This window comes from Methylobacterium sp. 174MFSha1.1 (assembly GCF_900116815.1).
GTDB lineage: Bacteria > Pseudomonadota > Alphaproteobacteria > Rhizobiales > Beijerinckiaceae > Methylobacterium.
The window spans coordinates 1-23,483 of sequence record NZ_FPCB01000023.1 but is presented as its reverse complement, the minus strand read 5'-3'; the positions used below and the strand labels follow the sequence as shown (position 1 = coordinate 23,483).

Sequence of the window (23,483 nt, the reverse complement as noted above, 5' to 3'; positions counted from 1 at the left end):
GCTTGCAGCAGCCTCGAGGAGGCCTCCTTCGAGGTCAGTCGATTTTCTATCGACTGACACCTCAGGATGAGGGCGTGGGTGGGATACACTGTGCTGGTCAGTCGAACAGGCTTCTCAGAGCGGCTTGCGCGCGACGCTGAGGAGGTTGCCGACATTCAGCCCGACGCTGCGCTGGCCCACGCCTAAGGCCTCGACCGCCGCGAGGCCGGCCGGCTTGAGCGGTCCGGGCAGAGGCAGCAGGCGCAGCCAGTAGCGCAGGGGATAGCGGTTGCGGATCGCCCCGATGTCGATCTCCCCGAATCCCGCCTCGCCGAGGAGGCGGCGCAGGCTCGCCGGGCAGAACAGCTGCATGTGCTCGATGTCGATGATCGGCGAGCGGCGGCCCAGCAGCCGGTTGATCGGCGCCCGGTAATCGTGCGTGACGAAGGCGAGCAGCCCGCCGGGTTCGAGCAGGTCGTAGGCGGCCCGCGTCAGCGGACGCGGATCGCGGACGTGCTCCAGGGTCATGAAGCAGCACACGAGCGAGAGGCTGCCGGGCCGGTGCGCGCCGGGCTCGAACACGCCGATCCGCAGGTGCGGGCGCAAGGCCGCCGGGGCCGCCGCGACGGCCTCGTGCGAGGGCTCGACCCCCACCACCTCGGCGAATCCGAGATCCAGCAATTCCTGCAGGAAGACGCCGCTGCCCGCGCCGATCTCGAGGGCGGTGCCCCGGCGATGCTCCGGGCCGAGGCGGGGGGCGAGGGCCTGCGCGTAGGTGCGCGCCGCGTAGAGCGCCTCCTCCGCGCTGTCGTAGCCCGCATCGCGGTAGGCGCGGGCCAGGGCCTCGGCGCCCGGCGCCTCGGCGGCGAAGACCGTCTCGCAGGTCTCGCAGCGGACCAGGCGGAACGACATGTATTCGGGCGGCTTGCGGGAGGCGAAGCTGAGGGCGCCGATCCGCTCGGGATCGACCGAGGCCGACAGGAACGGCCGCGCCCCGCGCTCGGGCGCGCCGCAGACCGGGCAGTCGCGGCCCTGGAGCCCGTCCAGGATCGCGGCCGGGGCGGAGATGGTTGGGCTGTCCGGGGTCACGGGGGCGTCCTCGACGATCGTGGCGCGGCTTCGGGCCGGGACGCGGCGGCCGGCCACCTGTACCCTCGGATTCCGTGCCTCTCGCCCGCATGGCGACGGGATGGAACGGCATTCTTGGTTAGCGGAGGCTTAAGGGCTCGAGTGGGCCCACATCGCCTCCGGTTCCCCAGGTGGTCCTAGAACACTTCCCCGGCATGCTCCTGATGCGCCGGGTGATCGGGCCAGCACTGGCCCTGCGGCACGAGCCGCACCAGCCTGTCGGGCTTGGCGAGGACGCTGTCGGCGAGATGCCCCGGAAGCGCGTCGATCCGGGCGACGTAGTGGAAGAGCGGCCCGTTGTTCGGCGGGGTCCGGGCTGCGGCCAGGACGTTGCAGGCGCTGATCGAGAAGGACGGGAGGACCACGGCGCGGATCACCTCGTAGAGCGGCGTGACCGCGCCGACGGCGAGGATCGCCAGGGCGATCGCGGCCCGCCGCCCGCCCAGCGCCGGGACGACCGCGCCGAGCCGCAGGGCCAGCAGGGCGAGGGCCGGGATCGAGGCGCGCATCACGAAATCCGCCCCTCCGAGCCGGTAGAGCGGCGCGAGCAGCAGCAGGACGAGGACGAGCCCGGTCTCCCGCCGCGTCCGGCGCTCGCTGCCGAGGAGCGATCCCGGCCCGAGGCCGAGGACGACCAGGATCGGGACGATCTCGACGGTCAGCAGGAGGACGGAGCGGGCGAAGAACTCGCCGGTCAGGTCCTGCAGCCCGTGCGGGACGCGGCCGGCATCGGCGCCGAGATAGAGCGCGACCGGCACGAGGCCGAGCCCCGCGAGGGCGACGGTCGCGACGGCGCCGGGCGTGAGCCGGCCCGCGCGCGCGTCGCCGGCGAGGGCCAGGAGCAGGAAGGGCAGGGCGCCGATCGTGCTGAGCGGCGACCAGAACACGCAGAGCCCGAACACCACCGCCAGCGAGGAGGCCCGCAGGGCGGCGGCGCGCCACAGGCAATAGGCTCCGACGAAGATCCAGCCCGAGGCCGCGTGGTTCGGCACCCAGAACAGCTGGGTCACGTGGGAGGAGAATTGCAGGTTGCCGAGCCACTGCTCGAGATGGATGCCCGGCGTGAGCGGGCGGCCGAGCGTCCAGGCGCCGACGACGTCCCAGCCGCTGAACGCGACGAAGATCGCCATCAGGGCGAGGCCCTGCCGGTGCGTGGGGGCGAGGCGGGCGAAGCCGTAGAACAGGCAGCCGAACAGGAGCGCGTTCTGGGCGAGCAATGCGCCGTGCGCGCCGGACAGGCCGAGACCCTTACCCACTGCCGCCGGCAGCAGGTACATCCCGAGCGGCGCGCGCAGCATCGTCGGGTCGCCGGCATAGAGGTACCCGACCGGCCAGGGCTCGGCGACGAGGTCGCGCAGGACGGCGTCGCGCAGCAGCCAGTCGTCGTTGGCGAAGAACAGGTGCCCCTCGCCGCCGAGCAGGCAGAGCCCGATCCCGGCCGCGAGGGCGGCGGTGAGGAGCGGCGCGTCGATCGGCGCGCGAGTCCGACCGAGATCCCGCAGGACCAGGGCGAGCGCCGCCGACAGGAGGGCGAGGCAGGAAGCGGCCAGAGCCGCGCTCCGGAGATGGGTGGCGAGGAAGATCAGGTTGGGGGCGGCCGCCAGCACCACCACGATCGTGAAGGGCAGGTGGCCATGGCCCTCGCCCGCGACGCGCGTGGCGCTTCGGTCGGAGCCGGCGGCGCGCGGGGAGGCGTCCGGACCCGCGCGGTCCCGGCGCGCCACGATGCCTTGCTGCGCGAGCGTGCCGGTCACGGGCGGGTCCTTCCCTCGGGCGGCAGGTCGGTGGCGACGCCGCCGCGGATCAGGGCCGCCCGGATGAGGCGCGGGCGCCCCTTCACCTCCTCCATGATCTTCGCGACGTACTCGCCGATGAGCCCGATCGCGAACAGGTTGAGGGCGCCGAAGAACAGGATCGCCAGCTGGGTCGAGACCGCGCCGCGCGGGGCGATGTCGGGGACGGCGAGGCGAAGCACGATCATCGCGAGGCCGATCAGGCCCGAGAGGCCGAGCAACCCGATGCCGGCGGCGGTGAGCATCTTCAGCGGCGTGTTGCTGAACGAGAAGATGCCGCGCTTGGCCCATTCGAGGTTGGACAACAGGTTGTTCGTGCTCGTGCCGAACATCCGCTTCGGGCGCACGTAATCGACGCCGGTCTGGCGGAAGCCGACATAGGCGCGCAGGCCCCGCATGAAGAGGTCGCGCTCCGGGCAGTTCAGGAGCCAGCCGACGACGCGCCGGTCCATCAGCGAGAAGTCGCCGGCATCGTGCGGGATGCGCACGTAGCTGAAGGCGGCGAAGACGCGGTAGAACGCCTTGTAGAGCAGGCCCCAGACGAACGGCATCTCGCGCTCGACGCGCCGGCCGTAGACCACGTCGTGGCCGGCGATCCATTGCGCGTAGAACGGCTCGATCAGCTCGGGCGGGTCCTGCAGGTCGCCGTCGAGGAGCACGACGGCCTGGGCGGTCGCCAGCTCCATGCCGCTGCGGAAGGCCATCTGCGAACCGAAATTGCGCGAATGCGTGATGCCGAGCACGTGCGGATCGGACACCGACAACTCTCGGATCCGCTCGCCGCACCCGTCCGGGCTCGCATCGTTGACGAAGATGATCTCGTAATCGACGTCGATCTTGCGGAACACCGCGGTCAGGCGGGCATGCATGATCGGCACCGCCTCCTCGTCCTTGTAGCAGGCGATGATCGCCGCGATGCTCCGGCGCCGGGTCGCGCCGGCCTTGGTGAGGCCGGACAATTCGGCCCCGGCCTCGCGCGTCCAGGCGGCGGTGCGCTCAAGCCCCTGGTTAAGCGGGGTCTTCGCCTCCCAGCCGAGCAGGCGCGCGGCCTTGTCGGGATTCGCCTGCCAGCGCGCGAGGTCCCAGGCGCGGGGCGCCATCGCGCCGAAACGCGGCGCCTCGGCGAGGCCGAACACGTCCTTCGCCGTCAGCGCCAGGTCGCCGATGGTGGTCTGCTGTCCCGTGCCGATGTTGAGCGACTCGCCGTAGAGGTCGAGCGACATCTTGGCGGCGGCCCGCACGAAGGCCTCGCAGGCGTCCTCGACATAGACGAAGTCGCGCGCGATCGTCGGATCGACGAGATCGGGATAGCCGCCCGCCAGCCCGCGGGACACCACGGCCGGGATCAGGCGGTTCGCGTCCTCGTAGGGACCGTAGACCGAGTAGAGCCGCAGGTTCACCACCGGCCAGCGCCGGGTCTTGCCCGCATAGGCGAGGAACTGGGCGGCCGCCGCCTTCGAGACCGCGTAGGCGCTGTTGGGCACGAGGGCCGCGTCCTCAGCCGGCGCGGCGGAGTTCAGGCCGTACTCGGACGAGGAGCCGGCATGGATGTAGGCCGCGAGCGCGCCGCTCCCGGCCAGGCGCTCGACGCGGGAGACGAGGGCGGTGAAGTTGGTGGCGTAGATCAGGTCGGCGTCGGTCTCGAACGAGTAGGCGCCGTAGGCGATGCAGTCGAACACCGTCGCCGGGCGAATCGCCTCGACGAAGCTCGCGGTCGCCGCCTTGTCGGTGAAGTCGACCGCGACGAGGTGCTGGGGATCGACGTCGCGCAGGCGCGGTGCGGGCAGGGTGCGGGCGACGGCGGTGACGTCGCGGCGCCGCGCCAGGATGTGGCGAAACAGGTTGCACCCGACGAAGCCGCCCGCGCCGAGCACGGCGATGGGGCCCTTGAGGGTGTCGATCCAGTCGGCCGGCGAGCCGTTCATGCGCGAAGCCTCGCGCGGAGCGAATCCGGATCGAGGCCGCTCTCGCGCCGGTGGAAGCCCTGCGAGCCGTAGGTGCCCGACGGGTAGCCGGCCGCCGCGACCGGGCGGAAGCCCGCGATCGCGATGCCGCGCTCCAGGCACCAGGCGGCGAGGCCCTGGCCGAGCCCCCCTTGCGCGACGTGCTCCTCGACGACGCAGAGGACGCGGCCGGGCAACGCCTCGACGAGGGCCGGCGGCGGCGGGCTCACGCTCAAGGGCAGCTCGCTCACCGCCCAGACCTCCGGCCCGTCCTCGCCGTCCTCCGCGAAGGCCGACCAGGCGAGGCCGGCCACCGGCCCGACCGCGACCACCACCGCCCCGCGCCCGGCGCGCAGGCGGCGCCAGGGCGCGTAGGCCGGCGCGGTGCGGCCCGCCGGCACCTCGCCGCGCCCGAGCCGGACGTAAGTGGGGCCTGGATCGCCCCCGGCCGCCTCGACCACAGCGGCGACGTCGCTGTCGAAGGCAGGCACGAAGATGCGCAAGCCCGGCAGGGTCGAGAGGACCCCGTAATCCTCCAGCGCGTGATGGGTCGGGCCCATCACCCCGTAGGCGTAGCCGCCGCCATTGGCGAGCATCCGCACCGGCAGGCGGTGGAGGCAGACGTCGTTGCGGATCTGCTCGAAGGCGCGGGCGTAGCAGAACGGCGCGATGGTGTAGGTCCAGGGCTCCAGCCCCTCGCTGGCGAGCGCGGCGGCCACCCCGATCATGTTCTGCTCGGCGATGCCGGCATTGAGGAAGCGCTCGCCCAGCGCGTCGCGCAGGGGCTCGAGGGCGCCGAAGCCGAGATCGCCGGTGAGGAAGACGAGGCCGGGGCGCGCCGCCCGGGCGACCAGCGCCTCGCACAATTCGCGCCGCATCAGGCCGTCTCCCCATGGCCGGGGATCGCGTCGCCGGGGATCGCCCCGCCGAGGATCGCTTCCTGCACCTGCTCCTCGGTGAGCGGCAGGTAGTGGCTGTCGAGGCGGCCGGCGATGGCCGGCACGCCATGGCCCTTCACGGTGTGCAGGACGACGACCACCGGCCGGTCGGTGCCGGGCGTGAGCGCGCGGCGCATCTGCGCGAGGTCGTGCCCGTCCGCCTCGCGGGTCTCGACGGAAAAGCCGCTCAGCGCCCGCCCGATCGGATCCAGGGAGGCGACCTCGCCGGTCGTGCCGAAGCCCTGGAGACGGTTGTGGTCGATCAGGATCGTCAGGTTGGACAGGCGCCGGTGGGCGCAGAAGATCAGCGCCTCGAGGGTCGAGCCCTCCTGCCACTCGCCGTCCGAGGTCAGGCAGAACACCCGGCCCGGCCGGCCCTGCAGCCGGGCCGCGAGGGCGAGCCCGGCGGCGAGCGAGAGGCCGTGCCCGAGGCTGCCGGTGCCGAAGCGGATTCCGGGAAGGCCGCGTCCGGGCGGATGCCCGGCCGGCGGATGACCCGGCAGCCGGGTGCCGTCGGCGTGGAACGTGTCGAGCTCGGCCTCGGTGAGGAGGCCCCGGCTCCACAGGGTGACGTAGAGCGCGCCCGCCGCGTGGCCCTTCGAGAGCACGAAGCGGTCCGCCTCGGACAGCATCTCGTGATGCACCAGCATCATCGCGTCCAGCGCCGAGAGGTTGCCGCCGACATGGCCGACGCCCGCCCTCCGGTGCATGGCCAGCAGCCGCCAGCGCGCGAGCGTCAGCAGGCCGGGCGCGAGGGAAGCCGGCCCCGCCGGGAGGGCGCCGTGCGGCGGGGTCTCCGCCCGAAGGGTGTGTCCGCGCCGTGCCATCCGCCCGAGATTCCGCTGCCCTCCGGCCACGGAACGACGGCCATGGTTAGCGCCCGGTTAAGGGGTGCGGACGGCCCGCGGCACCGCCGTCCTTCCGGCTCCCTCGACTGGCGCGGTCGCGGGCGGGAGGGGTCGGCGCGAGGCCGCCGGACGATCCGGCTTTGCTAGGGCGTTGCAGGTCTTGCTCGCTGACGCAGGGCAACCATCGCTGCATTAATCACGATTAACCACGTTGATCATGCGGCAGCGCGGCATCGTGTGAGTGGATAGTCCTGCACGCGAGCCTCGAGCAACTGCGGCGAGACCGTGGCGCGTTTACCTGCGACTCAGGTTTGCGTGTGAAATTGGCGGCAAGGTCGTTGGCGTGGCGGGGTTTGTTCGTGCGTTGCTTCAAGCTCCTGCTGCTGTCCGCCGTCTTGTGCCTGCCGCCGGCCCTGGCCGCGGCCGCGGAATGCGGACCGGAGGCGCTCGGCACGGCGCGCACCCTCGAAGTGCCGTTCACGCAAGGGCCGGTCGGCAAGGCGAGCTACGGCCGCACCCTGCCGCTCGAGCGCGGCGAGGTGGTGCTGACCTTCGATGACGGCCCGCTGCCCCGGCGCACGCAGGCCGTGCTCGACGCGCTGAAGGCGGAATGCGTGAAGGCGACGTTCTTCGTCGTCGGCAGCATGGTGGCGCAGTTCCCCGACACCCTGCGCCGGACCGCCGCCGCGGGCCACACCATCGCGAGCCACACCTGGTCGCACCGCTACCTCGACCGGGTGCGCAGCCCCGAAGTGCGGCGCGACCAGATCAACGGCGGCCTGGAGGCCGTCCGCACCGTGCTCACCGACGACGCGCCGGCCCTGTCGCCGTTCTTCCGCTTCCCCGGCCTCGGGCACAGCCCCGCCCTCGACCGCTACGCCACCGGGCAGAAGCTGGTGCCGTTCAGCATCGACGTCGACGGCGACGACTGGAAGAAGATCTCGCCGCAGGCGGTGATGGACCGGGTGCTCCGGCGCCTCGACGCGGCGGGGCGGGGGATCATCCTGCTCCACGACATCCAGCCCCGCACCGTCGCGATCCTCCCCGCGCTCCTGCGCGAGCTGAAGGCGCGCCGCTACCGCGTCGTCCACGTCGTGCCGGCGCGCGACGACACGAAGGCGGCGCTCGCAGCCCTCGATGCCCCGCAGGGCCGGCCGATCCGCCTCGCCCTCGACCGGCTCGGCGCCCGCATGGCGTCTTTGCGCGTGGCCGCCCGTCCGGCGGAGGGCCCCCCGAGACAGGTCGCCGAGGAGGCGCCGCCGCTGCTGCGGGCGGGCCTGTTCGAGGAGGCCGACGTCCCGCCGGCGCCCCGCGACCAGAGCCGGTCCGGCGAGGAGGTCCGCGTCGCCCTCGTCGCCGATGGCGGCCCGGCCGCCGGGCCCGCGCCCCAGGACGGCTGGAGCGGCTTCGTGGTGATCGGCACCGCCCCGCACGCCGCGGGCTTCCGCGCCGTCGCCGAGGCCGGACAGCCGCCCGCCCGCTGAGCTCCCGCCCGTCCCCCGCCCGCCGAGTCCCTCTTCCGAAAGCCACCACGATGCGACGTCTCGGCCGGCTCCTGCCCGCCCTCCTTCTCTGCAGCGCCGGCGCCGCCCAGGCGATGGGCGCCGACGAGTCGCCGGCGGGCTGGTGGGCGCCGACCCTGCGCGACTGCGCCGACCCAGCGAGCCCGCGGGCGTTCGAGATCCGGCTCAAGCCCGCCGCCGAGGCGCGGCTCGACGCGCACGACCTGCGCTGCCGGATCGACAAGGTCTCCGACACGGCGATCGGCTACCGCCTCCACATGCGCTGCTTCCGCTCGGCCGAGGACCTGCGGGCGGAGGCGAGGGCCGAGCCCCGGCAGATCGTCGTCGACGCGATCGGCCCGGTGACGATGCGGGCGGACGGGCAGCGCGTCTATCGCTGCCGCTCCCGCCCGGCCGCCGCGAACGAGGCCACGCGCAGCCCCGTCGCGGCGGGGGAGGGGCCGGCCACCGTGCCGAGCCTGCCGCTGCCGGACGCCCCCATGCGCCTCTCCGCGCTCGCTCCCGAGCCGGCGCCATTCCATCCCCTTGGCGCCGCACCGCTATCCGCGACAGGTCCCGCCGCCGCGCCGCTTCCCGCTCCGCCGGTCCCCGCCGTCGCGCCCCTCGCTACGCCCGCTCCGGCACCGGACGCGCCCGCGCGCCTGGCCGCCCTGCCCATCGAGCCGCTGCCGGCGCCCCCGGCGCCGCGCCTCACGCCCGCGCCGCCCGTCGCCCTGCCGGCCCTGCGGCGCGGCAAGGTAGTCGGCTACCTCGGCGCGCAAGGACCCGGTACCATCGTGGTCGATACGGCGGCGCGCCTGCTCTACCTCGTGCGCGGCGACGGCACGGCCGTGCGCTACCGGGTGGCGGTCGGGCGACCCGGCACGACCTGGAAGGGCGTGCAGACGGTCACCGCCAAGCAGGAATGGCCGCAATGGACGCCGACGCCGGAGATGCGGCGCAGCCGGCCCGGCCTGCCGCGCAAAGTCGCCGGCGGCCCGCGCAACCCGCTCGGGGCCCGGGCGCTCTATCTGGGCTCGACGCTCTACCGCATCCACGGCACCACCGATCCAGGCTCGATCGGCCGCGCCGCCTCGGCCGGCTGCTTCCGGATGCTGAACGAGGACGTGATCGAGCTCTACCGCTTCGTACCGGTCGGCACCAAGGTCGAGGTGATCTGACCGCCTCGCCGGAACGATGGCTCGTCGGCCCGATTGCCTCCTGTGACGGCACAGGCGCCGACGAGGAGGCATCGATGGTCCAGGATGACGACGAGCGGCCGGCGCCGATCTCGAACGGCCCCAACGCCCGTCCCAAGGACGAGACGATCGCCCAGACCGGCCCCGGCCTGCCCGACGACAGCAGCCCCCCGGTCGCGGTCGACGAGGACGAGGCGAAGCGTATCGAGGAGAAGATCCGGTCGATCTGAGATTCTGCTTGATCTGTTGCGCCGGTTGATCCGGTATACACATCAAACAACTCGCTTCGTCATCCCGGGGCTCGCCGCAGGCGAGAACCCGGGATCCATAACCGCCGAGGGTGCAAGACCGATCTGCACGCGTTCTGCTTCTTCCTGAACCGTCTGCGGTTATGGATCCCGGGTTCCGCTGCGCGGCCCCGGGATGACGCGGAGGGTTTTCATAGCGTTGCGCAAGAAGAGCAGGCTCTGGCGTGTCCCACCCTCATTCGGGGCCTGCATCTCTCTTCGTCACGATGGCAACGCCGCGGCGCGCATCCCCACTCCGACCGCCGCCCCATCACACCGGCAGCTCGAACGCCACGCCGACGCGGCCGCGCCGGCGCCACACCACGCGGCAGCGGCGCATCACGAACTCGCCGGCGATCGCCAGGGTGAACCCGTCCGGCACCGCGAGCCCGGCCGGAACCGTCAGTGTCGCGGCGAAGACCGTCAGGTTCGAGACGCGACAATCGACGGCCGGCGACGGCGCGTCGAAGATGATCTCACCGGTGGATCCCATCGGCTCGTCCCCCGATGCCGAAGACACGTTCATAATCAGGTTCCGGATATTGGCAGCAAGAGCGATTATCGCTCAACATGATCGATTGTTCTCGCCTGCAATCGACCGAAGGCGATAGGCACGAGGGATTAGGGCGCATGGCTCCGGCCCGGTCGCCCCCCGTGGACCTCCCGCGCCGCCTGTGGCGCGAAGCTTGCTCTCCGGCCGAGCGTGACCGTTTGTAACTCCGCGTACCGCCTTGACCGAGGGATCGGACCGGGGCGAACCTCGCGGGAGGGCCGGCCCTCTCGGGGCTCGGGCACGGCTCACGACCACAGGCCCCGCAGGCAGGACACGCCATGGACCGCAGGACGTTTCTGAAAGGCTCGGCCGCCCTCGGCTCGGCGACCCTTGGCGTTGCCGGCATGGCGCCCCAGCTTGCCGCCCCGGCGCTCGCCCAGCCGGCCAAGGTGCTGCGCTTCGTGCCGCAAGCCAACCTCGCCAACTTCGACCCGATCTGGGGGACGCAATACGTCGTCCGCAACGCCGCCGCCCTCGTCTGGGATATGCTCTACGGCGTCGACGCGCAGCTGAAGCCCCAGCGCCAGATGGTGGAATCCGAAGAGGTCTCGGTCGACGGCCTGACCTGGACCTTCCGCCTGCGGCCCGGCCTCAAGTTCCACGACGGCGAGCCGGTGCTGTCGAAGGACGTGGTGGCGAGCCTGACCCGCTGGATGGCCCGCGACCCGATGGGCATCATGATCCGGGCGATCCAGGCCGAACTGGTGCCAATCGACGACCGCACCTTCCGCTGGCAGCTCAAGAAGCCGTTCCCCAAACTCCTGCTGGCGCTTGGCAAGAACAACGCCCCTTGCGCCTTCATCATGCCGGAGCGGATCGCCAAGACCGACCCGTTCACCCAGATCACCGAGTATGTCGGCTCCGGCCCGATGAAGTTCGCCCGCTCCGAATGGGTGCCGGGCGCCCGCGCGGTCTTCGAGAAATTCTCGGACTACAAGCCGCGCGACGAGCCGTCCTCGTGGCTCGCCGGCGGCAAGCGCATGCTGCTCGACCGGGTCGAGTGGGTGATCATGCCCGATCCCGCTACCGCCTCGGCGGCGCTCCAGAACGGCGAGGTCGACTGGTGGGAGAATCCCATTCCCGACCTCGTCCCGCTCCTGCGCAAGAATGCCAACATCAACGTCGACATCGCCGATCCGCTCGGCAATATCGGCGCGTTCCGGATGAACCACCTGCACCCGCCCTTCGACAACCCGAAGGTGCGCCAGGCCGTCCTCATGGGCATGAACCAGGAGGATTACATGCGGGCGCTGATCGGCGACGACGACAAGCTGTGGAAGCCGCTGCCCGGCTTCTTCACGCCGGGCACCCCGCTCTACAGCGAGGCCGGTGGCGCCAAGATCGGCAAGGGCGACATCGCGGCGGCGAAGAAGCTGCTGGCGGAGGCCGGCTACAAGGGCGAGCCGGTGGTCTGCGTGGTGGCGCAGGACCAGCCGATCACCAAGAACATGGGCGACGTCACCGCCGACCTGCTCAAGCAGATGGGCATGAAGGTCGATTTCGTCGCGACCGACTGGGGCACCGTCGGCACCCGCCGCGCCTCGAAGACGCCGCCGTCGCAGGGCGGCTGGAACATGTTCCACACCTGGCACGCCGGCGCCGACTGCATCAACCCGGCGGTCTACCCGGCGATCCGCGCCAACGGCGACAAGGCCTGGTTCGGCTGGCCCGACCTGCCGCCGGTCGAGGCCGGCATCACCGAGTGGTTCGACGCCGCCGACCCGGCGGCCGAGAAGGCGGCGATCGACAAGGTGAACGCGGCGGCGGTGAGCGGGGGCGTCTACGTGCCGACCGGCTACTTCCTCGGCTACCAGGCGTGGCGCAAGAATGTCACCGGCGTGGGCAAGGGCCCGTTGCCCTTCACCTGGGGCGTGTCCAAGGCCTGAGGAACGCATCCCGTGTTCGGCTTCCTCGTCAGGCGCGTCCTCGCCGTCATCCCGGTGATGGCGGTGGTCGGATTGTTCGTGTTCAGCCTGCTGTCGCTGGCGCCGGGCGATCCGGCGGCCTTGATCGCCGGCGACCAGGCCTCGCCGGCCGATATCGAGCGCATCCGCGCCTCGCTCGGCCTCGACCGGCCCTTCCTGGTCCGCTTCGGCGAGTGGGCCTGGCGCATCCTGCACGGGGATCTCGGCACCTCGATCTTCACCAACCTGCCGGTCACCACCATGATCGGCCAGCGGGTGCAGCCGACCGTGTCGTTGATGCTGGTCACGCTGGTCTTCGCCGTCCTCGTCGCGGTGCCGCTCGGCGTCGTCGCGGCCTGGAAGGCGGGGCGCCTCGTCGACCGGCTGGTGATGGGGGCGGCGGTGCTCGGCTTCTCGGTGCCGGTCTTCGTCGTCGGCTACCTTTTGGCCTACGTCTTCGCCCTCGAGCTCGGCTGGCTGCCGGCGCAAGGCTATACGCCGATCGAGCAGGGGGTGGGGCCGTGGCTCGCCAACCTCGTCCTGCCGGCGCTGACGCTCGGCCTCGTCTACATCGCGCTCATCGCCCGGGTGACGCGAGCGACGATGCTCGACGTGCTGCAGCAGGACTACGTCCGCACGGCGCGGGCGAAGGGCGTGGCGCAGGGCGGCGTGCTCTTCGTCCACGCGCTGAAGAACGCCGCGGTGCCGATCGTCACGGTGATCGGCATCGGCATCGCGCTCCTCATCGGCGGCGCCGTCGTCACCGAGACGGTGTTCGCGATTCCGGGCCTCGGCCGGCTCACCGTCGATGCGATCCTGCGGCGCGACTATCCGGTGATCCAGGGCGTCGTGCTGCTGTTCAGCTTCACCTACGTGCTGATCAACCTGGCGATCGACCTCCTCTACACCCTCATCGACCCGAGGATCCGCTATTGAGCGCCGCCCACCCGCTGGCTGCCGCGCCGCCGGCACCCGAGGCGCCCCCCGGCCTCGCGGTCGCCCCGCCGCTGCCCGACCTCTACCCGCCGCGCAAGGCCCTCGGGCCGGTCCGCCGGACCTGGAAGCGCCACCCGACCATCGTAATCGGCGGCGCGATCCTGCTGCTCGTCGCCCTGATGGCGATCCTCGCGCCCTTTCTCTGGACCGTCGACCCGACGGCGATCAGCCCGTCGCGCCGCACCCGGGTGCCGTCGGCGCTCTACTGGTTCGGCACCGACATGCTCGGGCGCGACATCTATTCTCGCGTCGTCTACGGCGCCCGGGTCTCGCTCCTCGTCGGCTTCGCGGTGGCTTTGCTCGCCTCGCTCGCCGGCCTGGCGATCGGTCTCATCTCCGGCATGGTGCGCTGGGCCGACGGGATCATCATGCGGATCGTCGACGGGCTGATGTCGATCCCGCCGATCCTGCTCGCCATCGCGCTGATGGCGCTGACCCGCGGCTCGGTCGAGAACGTAATCCTGGCGATCACGGTGGCGGAGATCCCCCGCGTCGCGCGGCTCGTGCGCGGCGTGGTGCTGTCCCTGCGCGAGCAGCCCTATGTCGAGGCGGCGGTGACCACCGGCACCCGCATGCCGATGATCATCTGGCGCCACATCCTGCCGAACACGCTCGCGCCGATGACCGTGCAGGCGACCTATATCTGCGCTTCCGCGATGATCGCCGAGTCGATCCTGTCCTTCATCGGCGCCGGCGTGCCGCCCGCGACCCCGTCCTGGGGCAACATCATGGCCGAGGGCCGGGCGCTCTGGCAGGTGAAGTTCTATATCATCCTCTTCCCGGCGATTTTTTTGTCGCTCACCGTGCTCGCCGTGAACCTCGTCGGCGACGGGTTACGCGATGCCCTCGACCCGCGGATGGCGAAGGATGCGTGAGAGCCAGCCTGTCTCCGACGGCTCTCCTCCCCTCCGACGTCGTCCCGGGGCCGCGCAGCGGAACCCGGGATCCATAACCGCCGAGGTCCCCGAAGAGATCGGGACGCGGCCCACCTCATCCTGCGCCGTCAGCGGTCATGGATCCCGGGTTCTCGGCTGCGCCGAGCCCCGGGATGACGCGGAGGGTGGCAGGTCTGGGGATTGCCAGATCTTGTTCCTGTCCGAGAAACTCCCCCGGAGACGACGCCCATGACGCTCCTCTCCGTCGAGAACCTCCAGGTCCATTTCCGCACCCCCGACGGGGTCAACCGCGCGGTCGACGGCGTCTCCTTCGCGATCCAGTCCGGCGAGACCCTGGCGGTCGTCGGCGAATCCGGCTGCGGCAAGTCGGTGACCTCGATGTCGATCCTGCGGCTCCTGCCCGAGCCGCCGGCGCGGCTCGCCGGCGCGATCCGGTTCGAGGGGCGCGACCTCCTCGAACTCCCCGAGCGCGAGATGCGCCGCATCCGCGGCAACGCCATCAGCGTGATCTTCCAGGAGCCGATGACCTCGCTGAACCCCGTGCTCAGCGTCGGCCGCCAGATCGGCGAGACCCTGCGGCTGCACCAGGGCCTGTCGCGCAAGGAGGCCGAGGAGCGGGCGGTCGAGATGCTGGCCCTCGTCGGCATTCCGGAACCGCGGCGCCGGGTGCGGGAGTATCCGCACCAGCTCTCCGGCGGCATGCGCCAGCGGGTGATGATCGCCATCGCACTCGCCTGCTCGCCGAAGCTCCTCATCGCCGACGAGCCGACGACGGCCCTCGACGTGACGATCCAGGCCCAGATCCTCGACCTGATGCGCGACCTGAAGCGCCGGGTCGGTGCCGCGATCATGCTGATCACCCACGATCTCGGCGTCGTGGCGGAGGTCGCCGACCGGGTGGTCGTCATGTATGCCGGCCGCAAGGTCGAGGAGGCGGCGGTGCGCGACCTCTTCCGCAGCCCGCGCCACCCCTACACGCGCGGCCTGATGGGCGCGGTGCCGCGCCTCGGCGCCGCCGAGCTGCCGGGCGCCGCCCAGCGCCTCGCCGAGATCCCCGGCATGGTGCCGAGCCTGAAGACCCGCATCGACGGCTGCGTCTTCGCCGGCCGCTGCCCCTCCGTGACCGACCTCTGCCGGACCCACGCCCCGGCCCTGGAGCCGAAGGCACCGGGTCACCTCGCCGCCTGCCACTACGCGCCGAAGGACGCGCTCGCCGCGTGAGCCAGCCTCTTCTCGCGGTCAACGACCTGCGCAAGCACTTCACCCTCGGCGGCGGCCTGCTCGGCCGCCATGCTCGCAGCCTCAAGGCGGTGGACGGCGTCTCGTTCACCCTGGAGAAGGGCGAGACCCTCTCCCTCGTCGGTGAATCCGGCTGCGGCAAGTCGACGGTCGCCCGCAGCCTGATGCGGCTGTTTCCGCCGACCTCCGGCCAGGTGGTGCTCGGCGGCACGCGCATCGACGATCTCTCGGCAGGCGCCCTGCGCCCCCTGCGCCGGCGGATCCAGATGGTGTTCCAGGACCCGTTCTCCTCGCTCAACCCGCGGATGCGGGTGCGCGACATCCTGGCCGAGCCGATCCGCAATTTCGGCCTCGCCAAGTCCCGCGCCGATCTCGACGGGCGCCTGTCCGCCCTGATGGAGCGGGTCGGCCTGCCGCGTGAGGCCCTGTCGCGGTTCCCACACGAATTCTCCGGCGGCCAGCGCCAGCGCATCGGCATCGCCCGGGCGCTCGCCGCGGAGCCGGACCTCATCATCTGCGACGAGGCGGTCTCGGCGCTCGACGTCTCGGTCAAGGCGCAGATCGTCAACCTGCTCCAGGACCTGCAGAAGGAGCTGGACCTGGCGCTCCTGTTCATCTCGCACGATCTCGCCATCGTCGAGCACATGACGCATCGCGTCGCGGTGATGTATCTCGGCAAAATCGTCGAGATCGGCCCGCGCCGGGAGATCTTCCTGGCACCGAAACACCCCTACACCCAGGCGCTGCTCTCCGCCGTGCCGGTGCCGGAGCCCGATGCCGGGCGCACCCGCATCGTCCTGCGCGGCGACGTGCCGAGCCCGATCGACCCGCCGAGCGGCTGCCGCTTCCACACCCGCTGCCCGCACGCCTTCGAGCGCTGCCGCACCGAGGAGCCGCGGCTCGATCCGGTCGGCGCCGACCATCATTTCGCCGCCTGCCACCTCGACGGCGCCGCCCTGCCGGCGCGGGCCGCGTGACCGCCCCGTCCTGTCACATCATCAGGGGAAGAACCGTGCAGCACGAGCTGATCCTGCGGGGCGCCCGCATCATCGATCCGTCGCAGAACCACGACGGCCTCGCCGACGTCGCCTTCAGCAATGGCCTCGTCTCGGGCTTCGGCCGGAACCTGCCGGCGGGGGAGGGGACGGAGGTGCGGGAGATGAACGGGGCGATCGTCACCCCGGGCCTCATCGACCTGCACACCCACGTCTACTGGGGCGGCACCTCGCTCGGCATCGACGCCGACGAGTTCTGCCGGCTGTCCGGCGTCACCACCTCGGTCGATACCGGCAGCGCCGGGCCCGGCAACTTCCCGGGCTTCCGCAAGCACGTGATCGAGCGCGCCGAGGCCCGCATCCTCGCCTACCTGCACGTCTCGTTCGCCGGCATCTACGGCTTCTCCAAGACCGTGATGGTCGGCGAGAGCCAGGACATGCGCCTGATGGCCCCCCGCGAGGCGGTCGCGGTGGCCGAGGCCAACCGCGACGTGATCATCGGCATCAAGGTCCGGGTCGGCGCCCACGCCTCGGGCACGCAAGGCACGGCGCCCCTCGAGATCGCCCTTCAAGTCGCCGAGGAGACCGGCCTGCCGCTGATGGCCCATATCGACGAGCCGCCGCCGAGCTACGAGGCGGTGCTGGCGATGCTGCGCCCCGGCGACGTGCTCACCCACGCCTTCCGGCCGTTCCCGAACTCGCCGGTGACGGCTCAAGGAGCGGTCAAGCTGGCGGTGCGCGAGGCGCGGGCGCGCGGCATCCTGTTCGATATCGGCCACGGCAAGGGCTCCTTCGCCTTCAAGACCGCCCGCGCCATGCTCGCCGGCGGCTTCCTGCCCGACACGATCTCGTCCGACGTCCACGCGCTCTGCATCGACGGCCCGGCCTTCGACCAGGTCACCACGATGTCGAAGATGCTCTGCCTCGGCATGAGCCTCACCGAGGTGATCGCCGCCTCGACGGTGAATGCCGCGGTCGCGCTCCAGCGCATGGAATACGGCAGCCTGAGGGTCGGATCGCTCGGCGACGCGACGGTGCTGGCCGTGCGGGAGGGTGCGTTCGACTACGTCGACGTGCTGGGCGAGCACATGACGGGGGACCGGCGGATCACGTCGGAGGGCGTCGTGCTGCGCGGGCGGTGGTGGCATCCGGTCGAATAAGATCTCGGATTGATCTGTCCTGGAACCAGTAAAGCGCGGGATCCCCTCTCCCGTGTGGGAGAGGGGTAGGGGTGAGGGTGGCTCGGTTTCAAAATAGAACTCGACCGTTTAGCTGCCAGCACAATGGTTCGTGCTTTACACGGAAGCGTGTCACCCTCACCCCCGGCCCCTCTCCCACACGGGAGAGGGGAGACGTGCTTTGTTCTTATTCAAACAGGTTCAGACGGGAATCGAATTGTTTCCCAGACAAGAACACCTCCCGCTCCGCCTCCACCACCGCATAAATATGCTCCGCGACCGCCCGGATGCGGGCGAGGTCGCGGCTGTCGGCGTGCATCATCAGCCAGAAGCTGCGGGTGAGCGACACCGCGTCCGGCAGCACGCAGGCCAGATCCGGGCGCCCGGAGGCCATGAAGCAGGGCAGGACCGCGAGCCCCAATCCCGCCACCGCCGCCTGCAGCTGGGCGTTCAGGTTGGCGCTGCGCAGCCGCGCGCCGGCCCCCGGCGCGACCTGGTGCAGGTAGTCGAGCTCCGGCGAGTAGAGCAATTCGTCGATGTAGCCGATGAAGCGGTGCCCTTCGAGGTCGCGACGCTCGGCGATCGGCGGGTGGCGGTCGAGATAGGCCGGGGCGGCGTAGAGCTTGAGCGTGTAGTCGGTGAGCTTGCGCCCGACGATGCGGCCCTCCGGCGGCAGGCTCAACCCGATGGCGATGTCGGCCTCGCGCTTCGACAGGCTGAACAGCCGGGCGGTGGCGACGAGCTCGATGTCGAGCTCGGGATGGCGCTCGATCAGCGCGGTGAGGCGGGCGGCCAGGAAGGCGCTGCCGAAGCCGTCCGGCGCGCCGATCCGCACCGTGCCGACGAGCTGCGAGCCGGCGCGGCCGATCGCCGCCTCGCCGTGGATGATCGCCGATTCGATCGCGTCGGCGGTCGCGACCAGCGCGAGACCCGCCTGCGTGGCGGTGTAGCCGGAGGCGCGGCGGTGGAAGAGTTTTTCGGAGAGGCGCCGCTCCAGCCGGTCGATCCGCCGGATCACCGTGGCGTGATCGACTCCGAGCCGGCGGGCCGCCGCCGAGACCGTGCCGGCCCGGTGCACCGCGAGCACGAAGCGGTAATCGTCCCACACGTCTCCCTTGGGGCCATCCGGTTCCCGCATCCGCGCACACCCGTTCCGCTCTCACGCCCCTTCCGCTATGGGGATCGCCAGGGCAAGGTGGCCCCCACAACATAGTCGATCCAGGGAGGATCCCTCATGGTGCGCGAAGTCGGGCACTTCATCGGCGGCGAGCATGTTCCCGGCCGGTCGGGCCGGTATTCTGACATCTACCAGCCGATGACCGGCGAGGTGGTCGGGCGCCTGGCGCTGGCGAGCCAGGCCGAGATGCGCGCCGCGATCGAGAACGCCGCCAAGGCGCAAGTGGCCTGGGCCGCCACCAACCCGCAGCGCCGCGCGCGGGTGATGATGCGCTTCCTCGACCTCGTCGCGCGCGAGATGGACAGCCTCGCCGACCTGCTCGCCCGCGAGCACGGCAAGACCATCCCCGACGCCAAGGGCGACATCCAGCGCGGCGTCGAGGTGGTGGAGTTCGCCTGCGGCATCCCGCACCTGCAGAAGGGCGAGTACACCGAAGGCGCCGGCCCCGGCATCGACATCTACTCGATGCGCCAGCCCCTCGGCGTCGTCGCCGGCATCACGCCGTTCAACTTCCCGGCGATGATCCCGATGTGGAAGTTCGCCCCGGCCATCGCCTGCGGCAACGCCTTCATCCTCAAGCCCTCGGAGCGCGATCCGGGCGTGCCGATGCGGCTTGCCGAGCTGATGATCGAGGCCGGGCTCCCGGCCGGCATCCTCAACGTCGTCAACGGCGACAAGGAGGCGGTCGACGCGATCCTCGACGACGACCTGATCCAGGCGGTCGGCTTCGTCGGCTCCTCCGACATCGCCCAGTACGTCTATGCAAGGGCGACCGCCACGGGGAAGCGCGCCCAGTGCTTCGGCGGCGCCAAGAACCACATGATCATCATGCCCGACGCCGACATGGACCAGGCCGTCGACGCCCTGATGGGCGCCGGCTTCGGTTCGGCCGGCGAGCGCTGCATGGCGGTCTCGGTGGCGGTGCCGGTCGGCGAGAAGACCGCCGACGCCCTGATGAGCAAGCTGATCCCGCGGGTCGAGAGCCTGAAGATCGGTCCCTCGACCGATCCGAGCGCCGATTACGGTCCGCTGGTGACGAAGGCCGCCCTGGAGCGGGTGCGCAACTACGTCGAGATCGGCCTCAAGGAGGGTGCCAAGCTCGCGGTCGACGGCCGGCCCTTCAAGATGCAGGGCTACGAGAACGGCTTCTACATGGGCGGCTGCCTGTTCGACCATGTGACGCCGGAGATGCGGATCTACAAGGAAGAGATTTTTGGCCCCGTGCTGTCGGTGGTGCGGGCCAAGGACTACGCCGAGGCGCTGCGGCTGCCCAACGAGCACGAATACGGCAACGGCGTCGCGATCTTCACCCGCGACGGCGACGCGGCCCGCGACTTCGCCGCCAAGGTGCAGGTCGGCATGGTCGGCATCAACGTGCCGATCCCGGTGCCGCTGGCCTATTACACCTTCGGCGGCTGGAAGCGCTCGGGCTTCGGCGACCTCAACCAGCACGGGCCGGACGCCGTGCGCTTCTACACCAAGACCAAGACGGTCACCCAGCGCTGGCCGTCGGGGGTGAAGGAAGGCGCGCAGTTCTCGATGCCGGTGATGCAGTAAGTACGCGGGTCTCCCCCTCCCCCCTCTGCGGGGGAGGGTGCCCGGCGGAGCCGGGGCCGCGGGACGCAGTCCCGCCGAGAGGGGCAGCGCGACGCTGTTCCAGTCGGCGCCCTTCACGACGGCGCCGCCATATTCGGAAGCGGCGTCCCCTCTCCCGGCTCGCTCTGCTCGCCACCCTCCCCCGCAGAGGGGGGAGGGGAAATCGGTGCCTTTTTCGGCGCCGGGCAGAGATGACAATCAATACAGAACAGGAGGAACCTCCGCCATGACCCTGTTCACCCTGCCCGAGGACCAGATCGCCATCCGCGACATGGCGCGCAGCTTCGCGGCCGAGCGGATCGCGCCGCACGCCCTCGACTGGGATGAGCGCAAGCATTTCCCCCTCGACGTGCTGCGCGAGGCAGCAAGCCTCGGCATGGGCGGGATCTATATCGCGGAGGAGCATGGCGGATCGGGGCTGACCCGGCTCGATGCCGCCCTGATCTTCGAGGCGCTGAGCCTCGGCTGCCCGACCGTCGCGGCCTTCCTGTCGATCCACAACATGGCCGCCTGGATGATCGACAGGTTCGGCTCCGCGGCCCAGCGCGAGCGCTTCCTGCCCGCGCTCTGCCGGATGGACAATGTCGCCGCCTATTGCCTGACCGAGCCGGGCTCGGGGTCGGACGCCGCCGCGCTCCGCACCACCGCCCGGCGGGAGGGCGACCATTACGTCCTCAACGGCGCCAAGCAGTTCATCTCAGGCGCCGGCGCCGCCGACGTCTACGTCACCATGGTGCGCACCGGCGAGGCTGGCCCGAAAGGCATCTCGACCCTGGTGGTGCCCTCCGACGCGCCCGGCCTGTCCTTCGGGCCGAACGAGCGCAAGATGGGCTGGAACGCCCAGCCGACCCGCGCGGTGATCTTCGAGGAATGCCGGGTCCCGGTCGAGAACCGCCTCGGCGACGAGGGGATCGGCTTTCGCATCGCCATGGCGGGGCTCGACGGCGGCCGGCTCAACATCGGCGCCTGCTCGCTGGGCGGCGCGCAGGCCGCGCTCGAGAAGAGCCTCGCCTACATGGCCGAGCGCAAGGCCTTCGGGCAGCGCCTTGACGCGTTCCAGGCGCTGCAATTCCGCCTCGCCGACATGGCGACCGAACTCGAGGCCGCCCGGGCGCTGCTCTACGGCGCGGCCGCCGCCCTCGACCGCAAGGACCCGGACGCCACCCAGCGCTCGGCGATGGCCAAGCGCTTCGCCACGGATACCGGCTTCCGGGTCGCCAACGAGGCGCTGCAGCTCCACGGCGGCTACGGCTACCTCTCGGAATACGGGGTGGAGAAGATCGTCCGCGACCTGCGGGTGCACCAGATCCTCGAGGGTACCAACGAGATCATGCGGGTGATCGTGGCGCGGGGACTGGTTGGAAATTGAAAGGTGGCTGCGTCACGCCGGACGCGTCGCGAGAGCCCGGCGAACCCCCTCGGGATCATGCGCGATGACCGTGAGATAAGCCTCGGCGGGTTGGTCGGGAACGGTGCGGCCCAGCTCCCAGTCCTGCAGAATGTCGAGCGGGATGTGGTAGCGCGCGGCGAACTCGTCCTGGGTCAGGGCGAGCGCCCGCCGCAATGTCCGGACGCGGGGCAGGCGTCGGGCACCGGCCAAGTCGTCCGGGGTGGTCGGCTGCGCATCCGGGTCGGCTGCCGCCGCCTTTGCGACCTCCGCGTCGGTCATGGGCCGTGGTGGTATCGTCGCGAACGGCGTCTCGCTTCCATCCGGATGGCACTGTACGACGGTGCCGTCAGGGTGAATTCTCGCGGAAATAACGGTCTCGCTCATGTCGCTCTGCCCGTCGCGCGGAGATCAGGCGGATCTCCTCACCTCGCTCAGTATAGGTCACGAACAGGATGACGCCGTCGCACATGCCGAGCATGTTGATGCGCTCCTCTCCGTACGCTTCCCTCTCGTCGATCTGCTCGACGGCGAAGGGGTCACGAAACACTTTCAGGGCGGTTTCGAAAGTGATGCCGTGACGGCGCAGATTCGACGCCGCTTTCCGCGCATCCCAGCTGAAGCGCTCTGCCATGGATGTACGGATTCTCCGAAGGCGGTTCAACCAACCATAGGGCAAGAGGGAACACAACGATGACGCAGATCGCCTTCCTGGGCCTCGGCAACATGGGCGGCCCGATGGCCGCCAACCTCGTGGCGGCGGGGCATGCGGTGACGGGCTTCGACCTGATGCCGGAGGCGCTCGACGCCGCCCGCGCCGCCGGCGTGTCGGTCGCCGAGAGCGCCGAAGCCGCGGTGGTGGGGGCCGAGATCGTCGTCACCATGCTGCCGGCCGGGCGTCACGTGCTGGCGGTCTACGACGCGGTGCTGCCGCACGTGGCACACGGCGCTCTGCTGATCGACTGCTCGACCATCGACGTCGCCAGCGCCCGGGCGGCGCACGAGAAGGCGCAAGGACGCGGCCTTGCCAGCCTCGACGCGCCCGTCTCCGGCGGCGTCGGCGGCGCCAAGGCCGCGACCCTGACCTTCATGGCGGGCGGCACGCCGGACGCCTTCGCCCGGGCTGAGCCGGTCCTCGCGAAGATGGGCCGCAAGGTGGTTCATTGCGGCGAGGCCGGTGCCGGCCAGGCGGCCAAGATCTGCAACAACATGATCCTCGGCATCTCGATGATCGGCGTCGCCGAGGCCTTCGTGCTGGCGGAAAAGCTCGGCCTGTCGCACCAGGCCCTGTTCGACGTCGCCTCGACCTCCTCGGGCCAGTGCTGGTCGCTCACCACCTACTGCCCGGTCCCCGGCCCGGTCCCGGCCTCGCCCGCCAACAACGACTACAAGCCGGGTTTCGCCGCCGCCCTGATGCTGAAGGACCTGCGCCTCGCCCAGGAGGCCGCCACGGGCGCCGGGGCCGCGACGCCGCTCGGCGCGCATGCCGAGGCGATCTACGCGGCCTTCGAGGCGGCGGGGCAGGGCGGCACCGACTTCTCCGGCATCATCCGCCACCTGCGGGAGGCGGGGCGGGAGTGAGCCGCTAGAGCGCTTCACGATTGCGTTGCAATCGCGAAGCGTAACCGGGGCAAAATCGCGGGCGGTCAGGCTGGTGAGGTCTGCCTGACCAAGTCTGCGAGAGGTGGGATGGGTGGCCCGTGATCGGGGATGCCGAGGCGGTCGCCGAGGTAGCGGAAGAACGAGATTCCGAGCTTGGTGCAGGTCTTCATGAGACCCAGCAGCGCATCGCGGGCGGCCCGCCCAGCCACACTCATCGTGCCGCCCGAGATCCGCCGCTTGGTCACGCAGGCCCGGATGTCGTTCTCCGATCCATTGGTGTGCAGCGGGATGTCCGGCCGGTCCAGCACCCGCAGAAGCTCTGCCTTGTTGCGGCGCAGCCGCG

Annotated in this window: 22 protein-coding genes; 12 read left to right on the top strand and 10 right to left on the bottom strand. The window is 71.0% G+C overall.

The window, feature by feature from the left end:
- Positions 1–114: 114 nt before the first annotated feature.
- The 5 genes from BM430_RS20285 to BM430_RS20265 all read right to left on the bottom strand — a co-directional run bounded on the left by BM430_RS20285 (position 115) and on the right by BM430_RS20265 (position 6,608).
- Positions 115–1,125 (bottom strand): class I SAM-dependent methyltransferase, encoded by a 1,011-nt coding sequence (locus BM430_RS20285; protein WP_244539577.1) that lies wholly within the window; start codon positions 1,123–1,125, stop codon positions 115–117.
- A 119-nt stretch (positions 1,126–1,244) separates the two neighbouring features.
- On the bottom strand, positions 1,245–2,861 hold the full coding sequence (locus BM430_RS20280; protein WP_093569067.1) for a hypothetical protein: 1,617 nt from the start codon (positions 2,859–2,861) through the stop codon (positions 1,245–1,247).
- Positions 2,858–4,825: an NAD-dependent epimerase/dehydratase family protein gene (locus tag BM430_RS20275; protein ID WP_093569066.1), complete on the bottom strand. Its 1,968-nt coding sequence runs from the start codon at positions 4,823–4,825 to the stop codon at positions 2,858–2,860. Before BM430_RS20275 ends, BM430_RS20280 begins: the two co-directional genes overlap by 4 nt.
- Positions 4,822–5,721, bottom strand: coding sequence for a transketolase family protein (locus BM430_RS20270; protein WP_093569065.1), 900 nt, complete (start codon positions 5,719–5,721; stop codon positions 4,822–4,824). The genes BM430_RS20275 and BM430_RS20270 overlap by 4 nt, the downstream gene beginning before the upstream one ends.
- Positions 5,721–6,608, bottom strand: a complete 888-nt coding sequence (locus BM430_RS20265) for a thiamine pyrophosphate-dependent enzyme (RefSeq protein ID WP_244539576.1) — start codon at positions 6,606–6,608, stop codon at positions 5,721–5,723. The genes BM430_RS20270 and BM430_RS20265 overlap by 1 nt, the downstream gene beginning before the upstream one ends.
- 380 nt (positions 6,609–6,988) lie before the next feature.
- On the opposite strand from BM430_RS20265, the gene BM430_RS20260 reads away from it, so the two are divergent.
- From BM430_RS20260 to BM430_RS34810, 3 genes are all read left to right on the top strand, one after another.
- On the top strand, positions 6,989–8,113 hold the full coding sequence (locus BM430_RS20260; RefSeq protein ID WP_177303113.1) for a polysaccharide deacetylase family protein: 1,125 nt from the start codon (positions 6,989–6,991) through the stop codon (positions 8,111–8,113).
- 50 nt (positions 8,114–8,163) lie between these two features.
- On the top strand, positions 8,164–9,312 hold the full coding sequence (locus tag BM430_RS35695; protein WP_348273086.1) for a L,D-transpeptidase: 1,149 nt from the start codon (positions 8,164–8,166) through the stop codon (positions 9,310–9,312).
- 74 nt (positions 9,313–9,386) lie between these two features.
- Positions 9,387–9,560, top strand: coding sequence for a hypothetical protein (locus tag BM430_RS34810; RefSeq protein ID WP_177303112.1), 174 nt, complete (start codon positions 9,387–9,389; stop codon positions 9,558–9,560).
- 328 nt (positions 9,561–9,888) lie between these two features.
- On the opposite strand, the gene BM430_RS20250 is transcribed toward BM430_RS34810, so the two are convergent.
- Complete coding sequence (locus BM430_RS20250) at positions 9,889–10,110, bottom strand: hypothetical protein (RefSeq protein WP_093569063.1); 222 nt, start codon at positions 10,108–10,110, stop codon at positions 9,889–9,891.
- A gap of 338 nt (positions 10,111–10,448) precedes the next feature.
- Between BM430_RS20250 and BM430_RS20245 the strand changes: the two genes are divergently transcribed.
- From BM430_RS20245 to BM430_RS20220, 6 genes are all read left to right on the top strand, one after another.
- Positions 10,449–12,056 carry an ABC transporter substrate-binding protein gene (locus BM430_RS20245; protein ID WP_093569062.1) on the top strand — a complete coding sequence of 536 codons (1,608 nt, stop codon included), beginning with the start codon at positions 10,449–10,451 and terminating at the stop codon, positions 12,054–12,056.
- 12 nt (positions 12,057–12,068) lie between these two features.
- Positions 12,069–13,010: an ABC transporter permease gene (locus BM430_RS20240; protein WP_093569061.1), complete on the top strand. Its 942-nt coding sequence runs from the start codon at positions 12,069–12,071 to the stop codon at positions 13,008–13,010.
- Complete coding sequence (locus BM430_RS20235; protein ID WP_093569060.1) at positions 13,007–13,945, top strand: ABC transporter permease; 939 nt, start codon at positions 13,007–13,009, stop codon at positions 13,943–13,945. Before BM430_RS20240 ends, BM430_RS20235 begins: the two co-directional genes overlap by 4 nt.
- Before the next feature lie 249 nt (positions 13,946–14,194).
- Positions 14,195–15,187: an ABC transporter ATP-binding protein gene (locus tag BM430_RS20230; RefSeq protein WP_093569059.1), complete on the top strand. Its 993-nt coding sequence runs from the start codon at positions 14,195–14,197 to the stop codon at positions 15,185–15,187.
- Positions 15,184–16,182, top strand: a complete 999-nt coding sequence (locus BM430_RS20225; protein WP_093569058.1) for an ABC transporter ATP-binding protein — start codon at positions 15,184–15,186, stop codon at positions 16,180–16,182. The genes BM430_RS20230 and BM430_RS20225 overlap by 4 nt, the downstream gene beginning before the upstream one ends.
- Before the next feature lie 35 nt (positions 16,183–16,217).
- Positions 16,218–17,360, top strand: a complete 1,143-nt coding sequence (locus tag BM430_RS20220) for an amidohydrolase/deacetylase family metallohydrolase (protein ID WP_093569057.1) — start codon at positions 16,218–16,220, stop codon at positions 17,358–17,360.
- Positions 17,361–17,565: 205 nt separating this feature from the next.
- Here BM430_RS20220 and BM430_RS20215 read toward each other — a convergent pair whose 3' ends face one another.
- Positions 17,566–18,516, bottom strand: coding sequence for a LysR family transcriptional regulator (locus tag BM430_RS20215; protein ID WP_093569056.1), 951 nt, complete (start codon positions 18,514–18,516; stop codon positions 17,566–17,568).
- A 99-nt stretch (positions 18,517–18,615) separates the two neighbouring features.
- Between BM430_RS20215 and BM430_RS20210 the strand changes: the two genes are divergently transcribed.
- Positions 18,616–20,112, top strand: coding sequence for a CoA-acylating methylmalonate-semialdehyde dehydrogenase (locus BM430_RS20210; protein ID WP_093569154.1), 1,497 nt, complete (start codon positions 18,616–18,618; stop codon positions 20,110–20,112).
- Between the two features lie 265 nt (positions 20,113–20,377).
- Positions 20,378–21,520, top strand: coding sequence for an acyl-CoA dehydrogenase family protein (locus BM430_RS20205; RefSeq protein WP_093569055.1), 1,143 nt, complete (start codon positions 20,378–20,380; stop codon positions 21,518–21,520).
- A 12-nt stretch (positions 21,521–21,532) separates the two neighbouring features.
- Here BM430_RS20205 and BM430_RS20200 read toward each other — a convergent pair whose 3' ends face one another.
- Positions 21,533–21,925 carry a helix-turn-helix domain-containing protein gene (locus BM430_RS20200; RefSeq protein ID WP_348273085.1) on the bottom strand — a complete coding sequence of 131 codons (393 nt, stop codon included), beginning with the start codon at positions 21,923–21,925 and terminating at the stop codon, positions 21,533–21,535.
- A complete protein-coding gene (locus BM430_RS20195) occupies positions 21,888–22,172 on the bottom strand; it encodes a BrnT family toxin (protein ID WP_093569053.1) in 285 nt (94 codons plus the stop codon). Before BM430_RS20195 ends, BM430_RS20200 begins: the two co-directional genes overlap by 38 nt.
- Before the next feature lie 59 nt (positions 22,173–22,231).
- On the opposite strand from BM430_RS20195, the gene mmsB reads away from it, so the two are divergent.
- A complete protein-coding gene (gene mmsB, locus BM430_RS20190; protein WP_093569052.1) occupies positions 22,232–23,119 on the top strand; it encodes a 3-hydroxyisobutyrate dehydrogenase in 888 nt (295 codons plus the stop codon).
- A 65-nt stretch (positions 23,120–23,184) separates the two neighbouring features.
- Here the strand turns inward: mmsB and BM430_RS20185 are convergent.
- Positions 23,185–23,483, bottom strand: a 299-nt coding sequence (locus tag BM430_RS20185; protein WP_143132065.1) for an IS66 family transposase, incomplete at its 5' end; no start/stop codon positions are given.

Excerpts from the sequence above, each read along its gene's own strand:
- BM430_RS20275 (WP_093569066.1), bottom strand. The coding sequence starts at position 4,825 with ATGAACGGCTCGCCGGCCGACTGGATCGACACCCTCAAGGGCCCCATC.
- BM430_RS20265 (WP_244539576.1), bottom strand. The coding sequence starts at position 6,608 with ATGGCACGGCGCGGACACACCCTTCGGGCGGAGACCCCGCCGCACGGC.
- BM430_RS20270 (WP_093569065.1), bottom strand. The coding sequence starts at position 5,721 with ATGCGGCGCGAATTGTGCGAGGCGCTGGTCGCCCGGGCGGCGCGCCCC.
- BM430_RS20205 (WP_093569055.1), top strand. The coding sequence starts at position 20,378 with ATGACCCTGTTCACCCTGCCCGAGGACCAGATCGCCATCCGCGACATG.
- BM430_RS34810 (WP_177303112.1), top strand. The coding sequence starts at position 9,387 with ATGGTCCAGGATGACGACGAGCGGCCGGCGCCGATCTCGAACGGCCCC.
- BM430_RS20215 (WP_093569056.1), bottom strand. The coding sequence starts at position 18,516 with ATGCGGGAACCGGATGGCCCCAAGGGAGACGTGTGGGACGATTACCGC.
- BM430_RS35695 (WP_348273086.1), top strand. The coding sequence starts at position 8,164 with ATGCGACGTCTCGGCCGGCTCCTGCCCGCCCTCCTTCTCTGCAGCGCC.
- mmsB (WP_093569052.1), top strand. The coding sequence starts at position 22,232 with ATGACGCAGATCGCCTTCCTGGGCCTCGGCAACATGGGCGGCCCGATG.
- BM430_RS20230 (WP_093569059.1), top strand. The coding sequence starts at position 14,195 with ATGACGCTCCTCTCCGTCGAGAACCTCCAGGTCCATTTCCGCACCCCC.
- BM430_RS20245 (WP_093569062.1), top strand. The coding sequence starts at position 10,449 with ATGGACCGCAGGACGTTTCTGAAAGGCTCGGCCGCCCTCGGCTCGGCG.
- BM430_RS20195 (WP_093569053.1), bottom strand. The coding sequence starts at position 22,172 with ATGGCAGAGCGCTTCAGCTGGGATGCGCGGAAAGCGGCGTCGAATCTG.
- BM430_RS20200 (WP_348273085.1), bottom strand. The coding sequence starts at position 21,925 with ATGAGCGAGACCGTTATTTCCGCGAGAATTCACCCTGACGGCACCGTC.
- BM430_RS20250 (WP_093569063.1), bottom strand. The coding sequence starts at position 10,110 with ATGGGATCCACCGGTGAGATCATCTTCGACGCGCCGTCGCCGGCCGTC.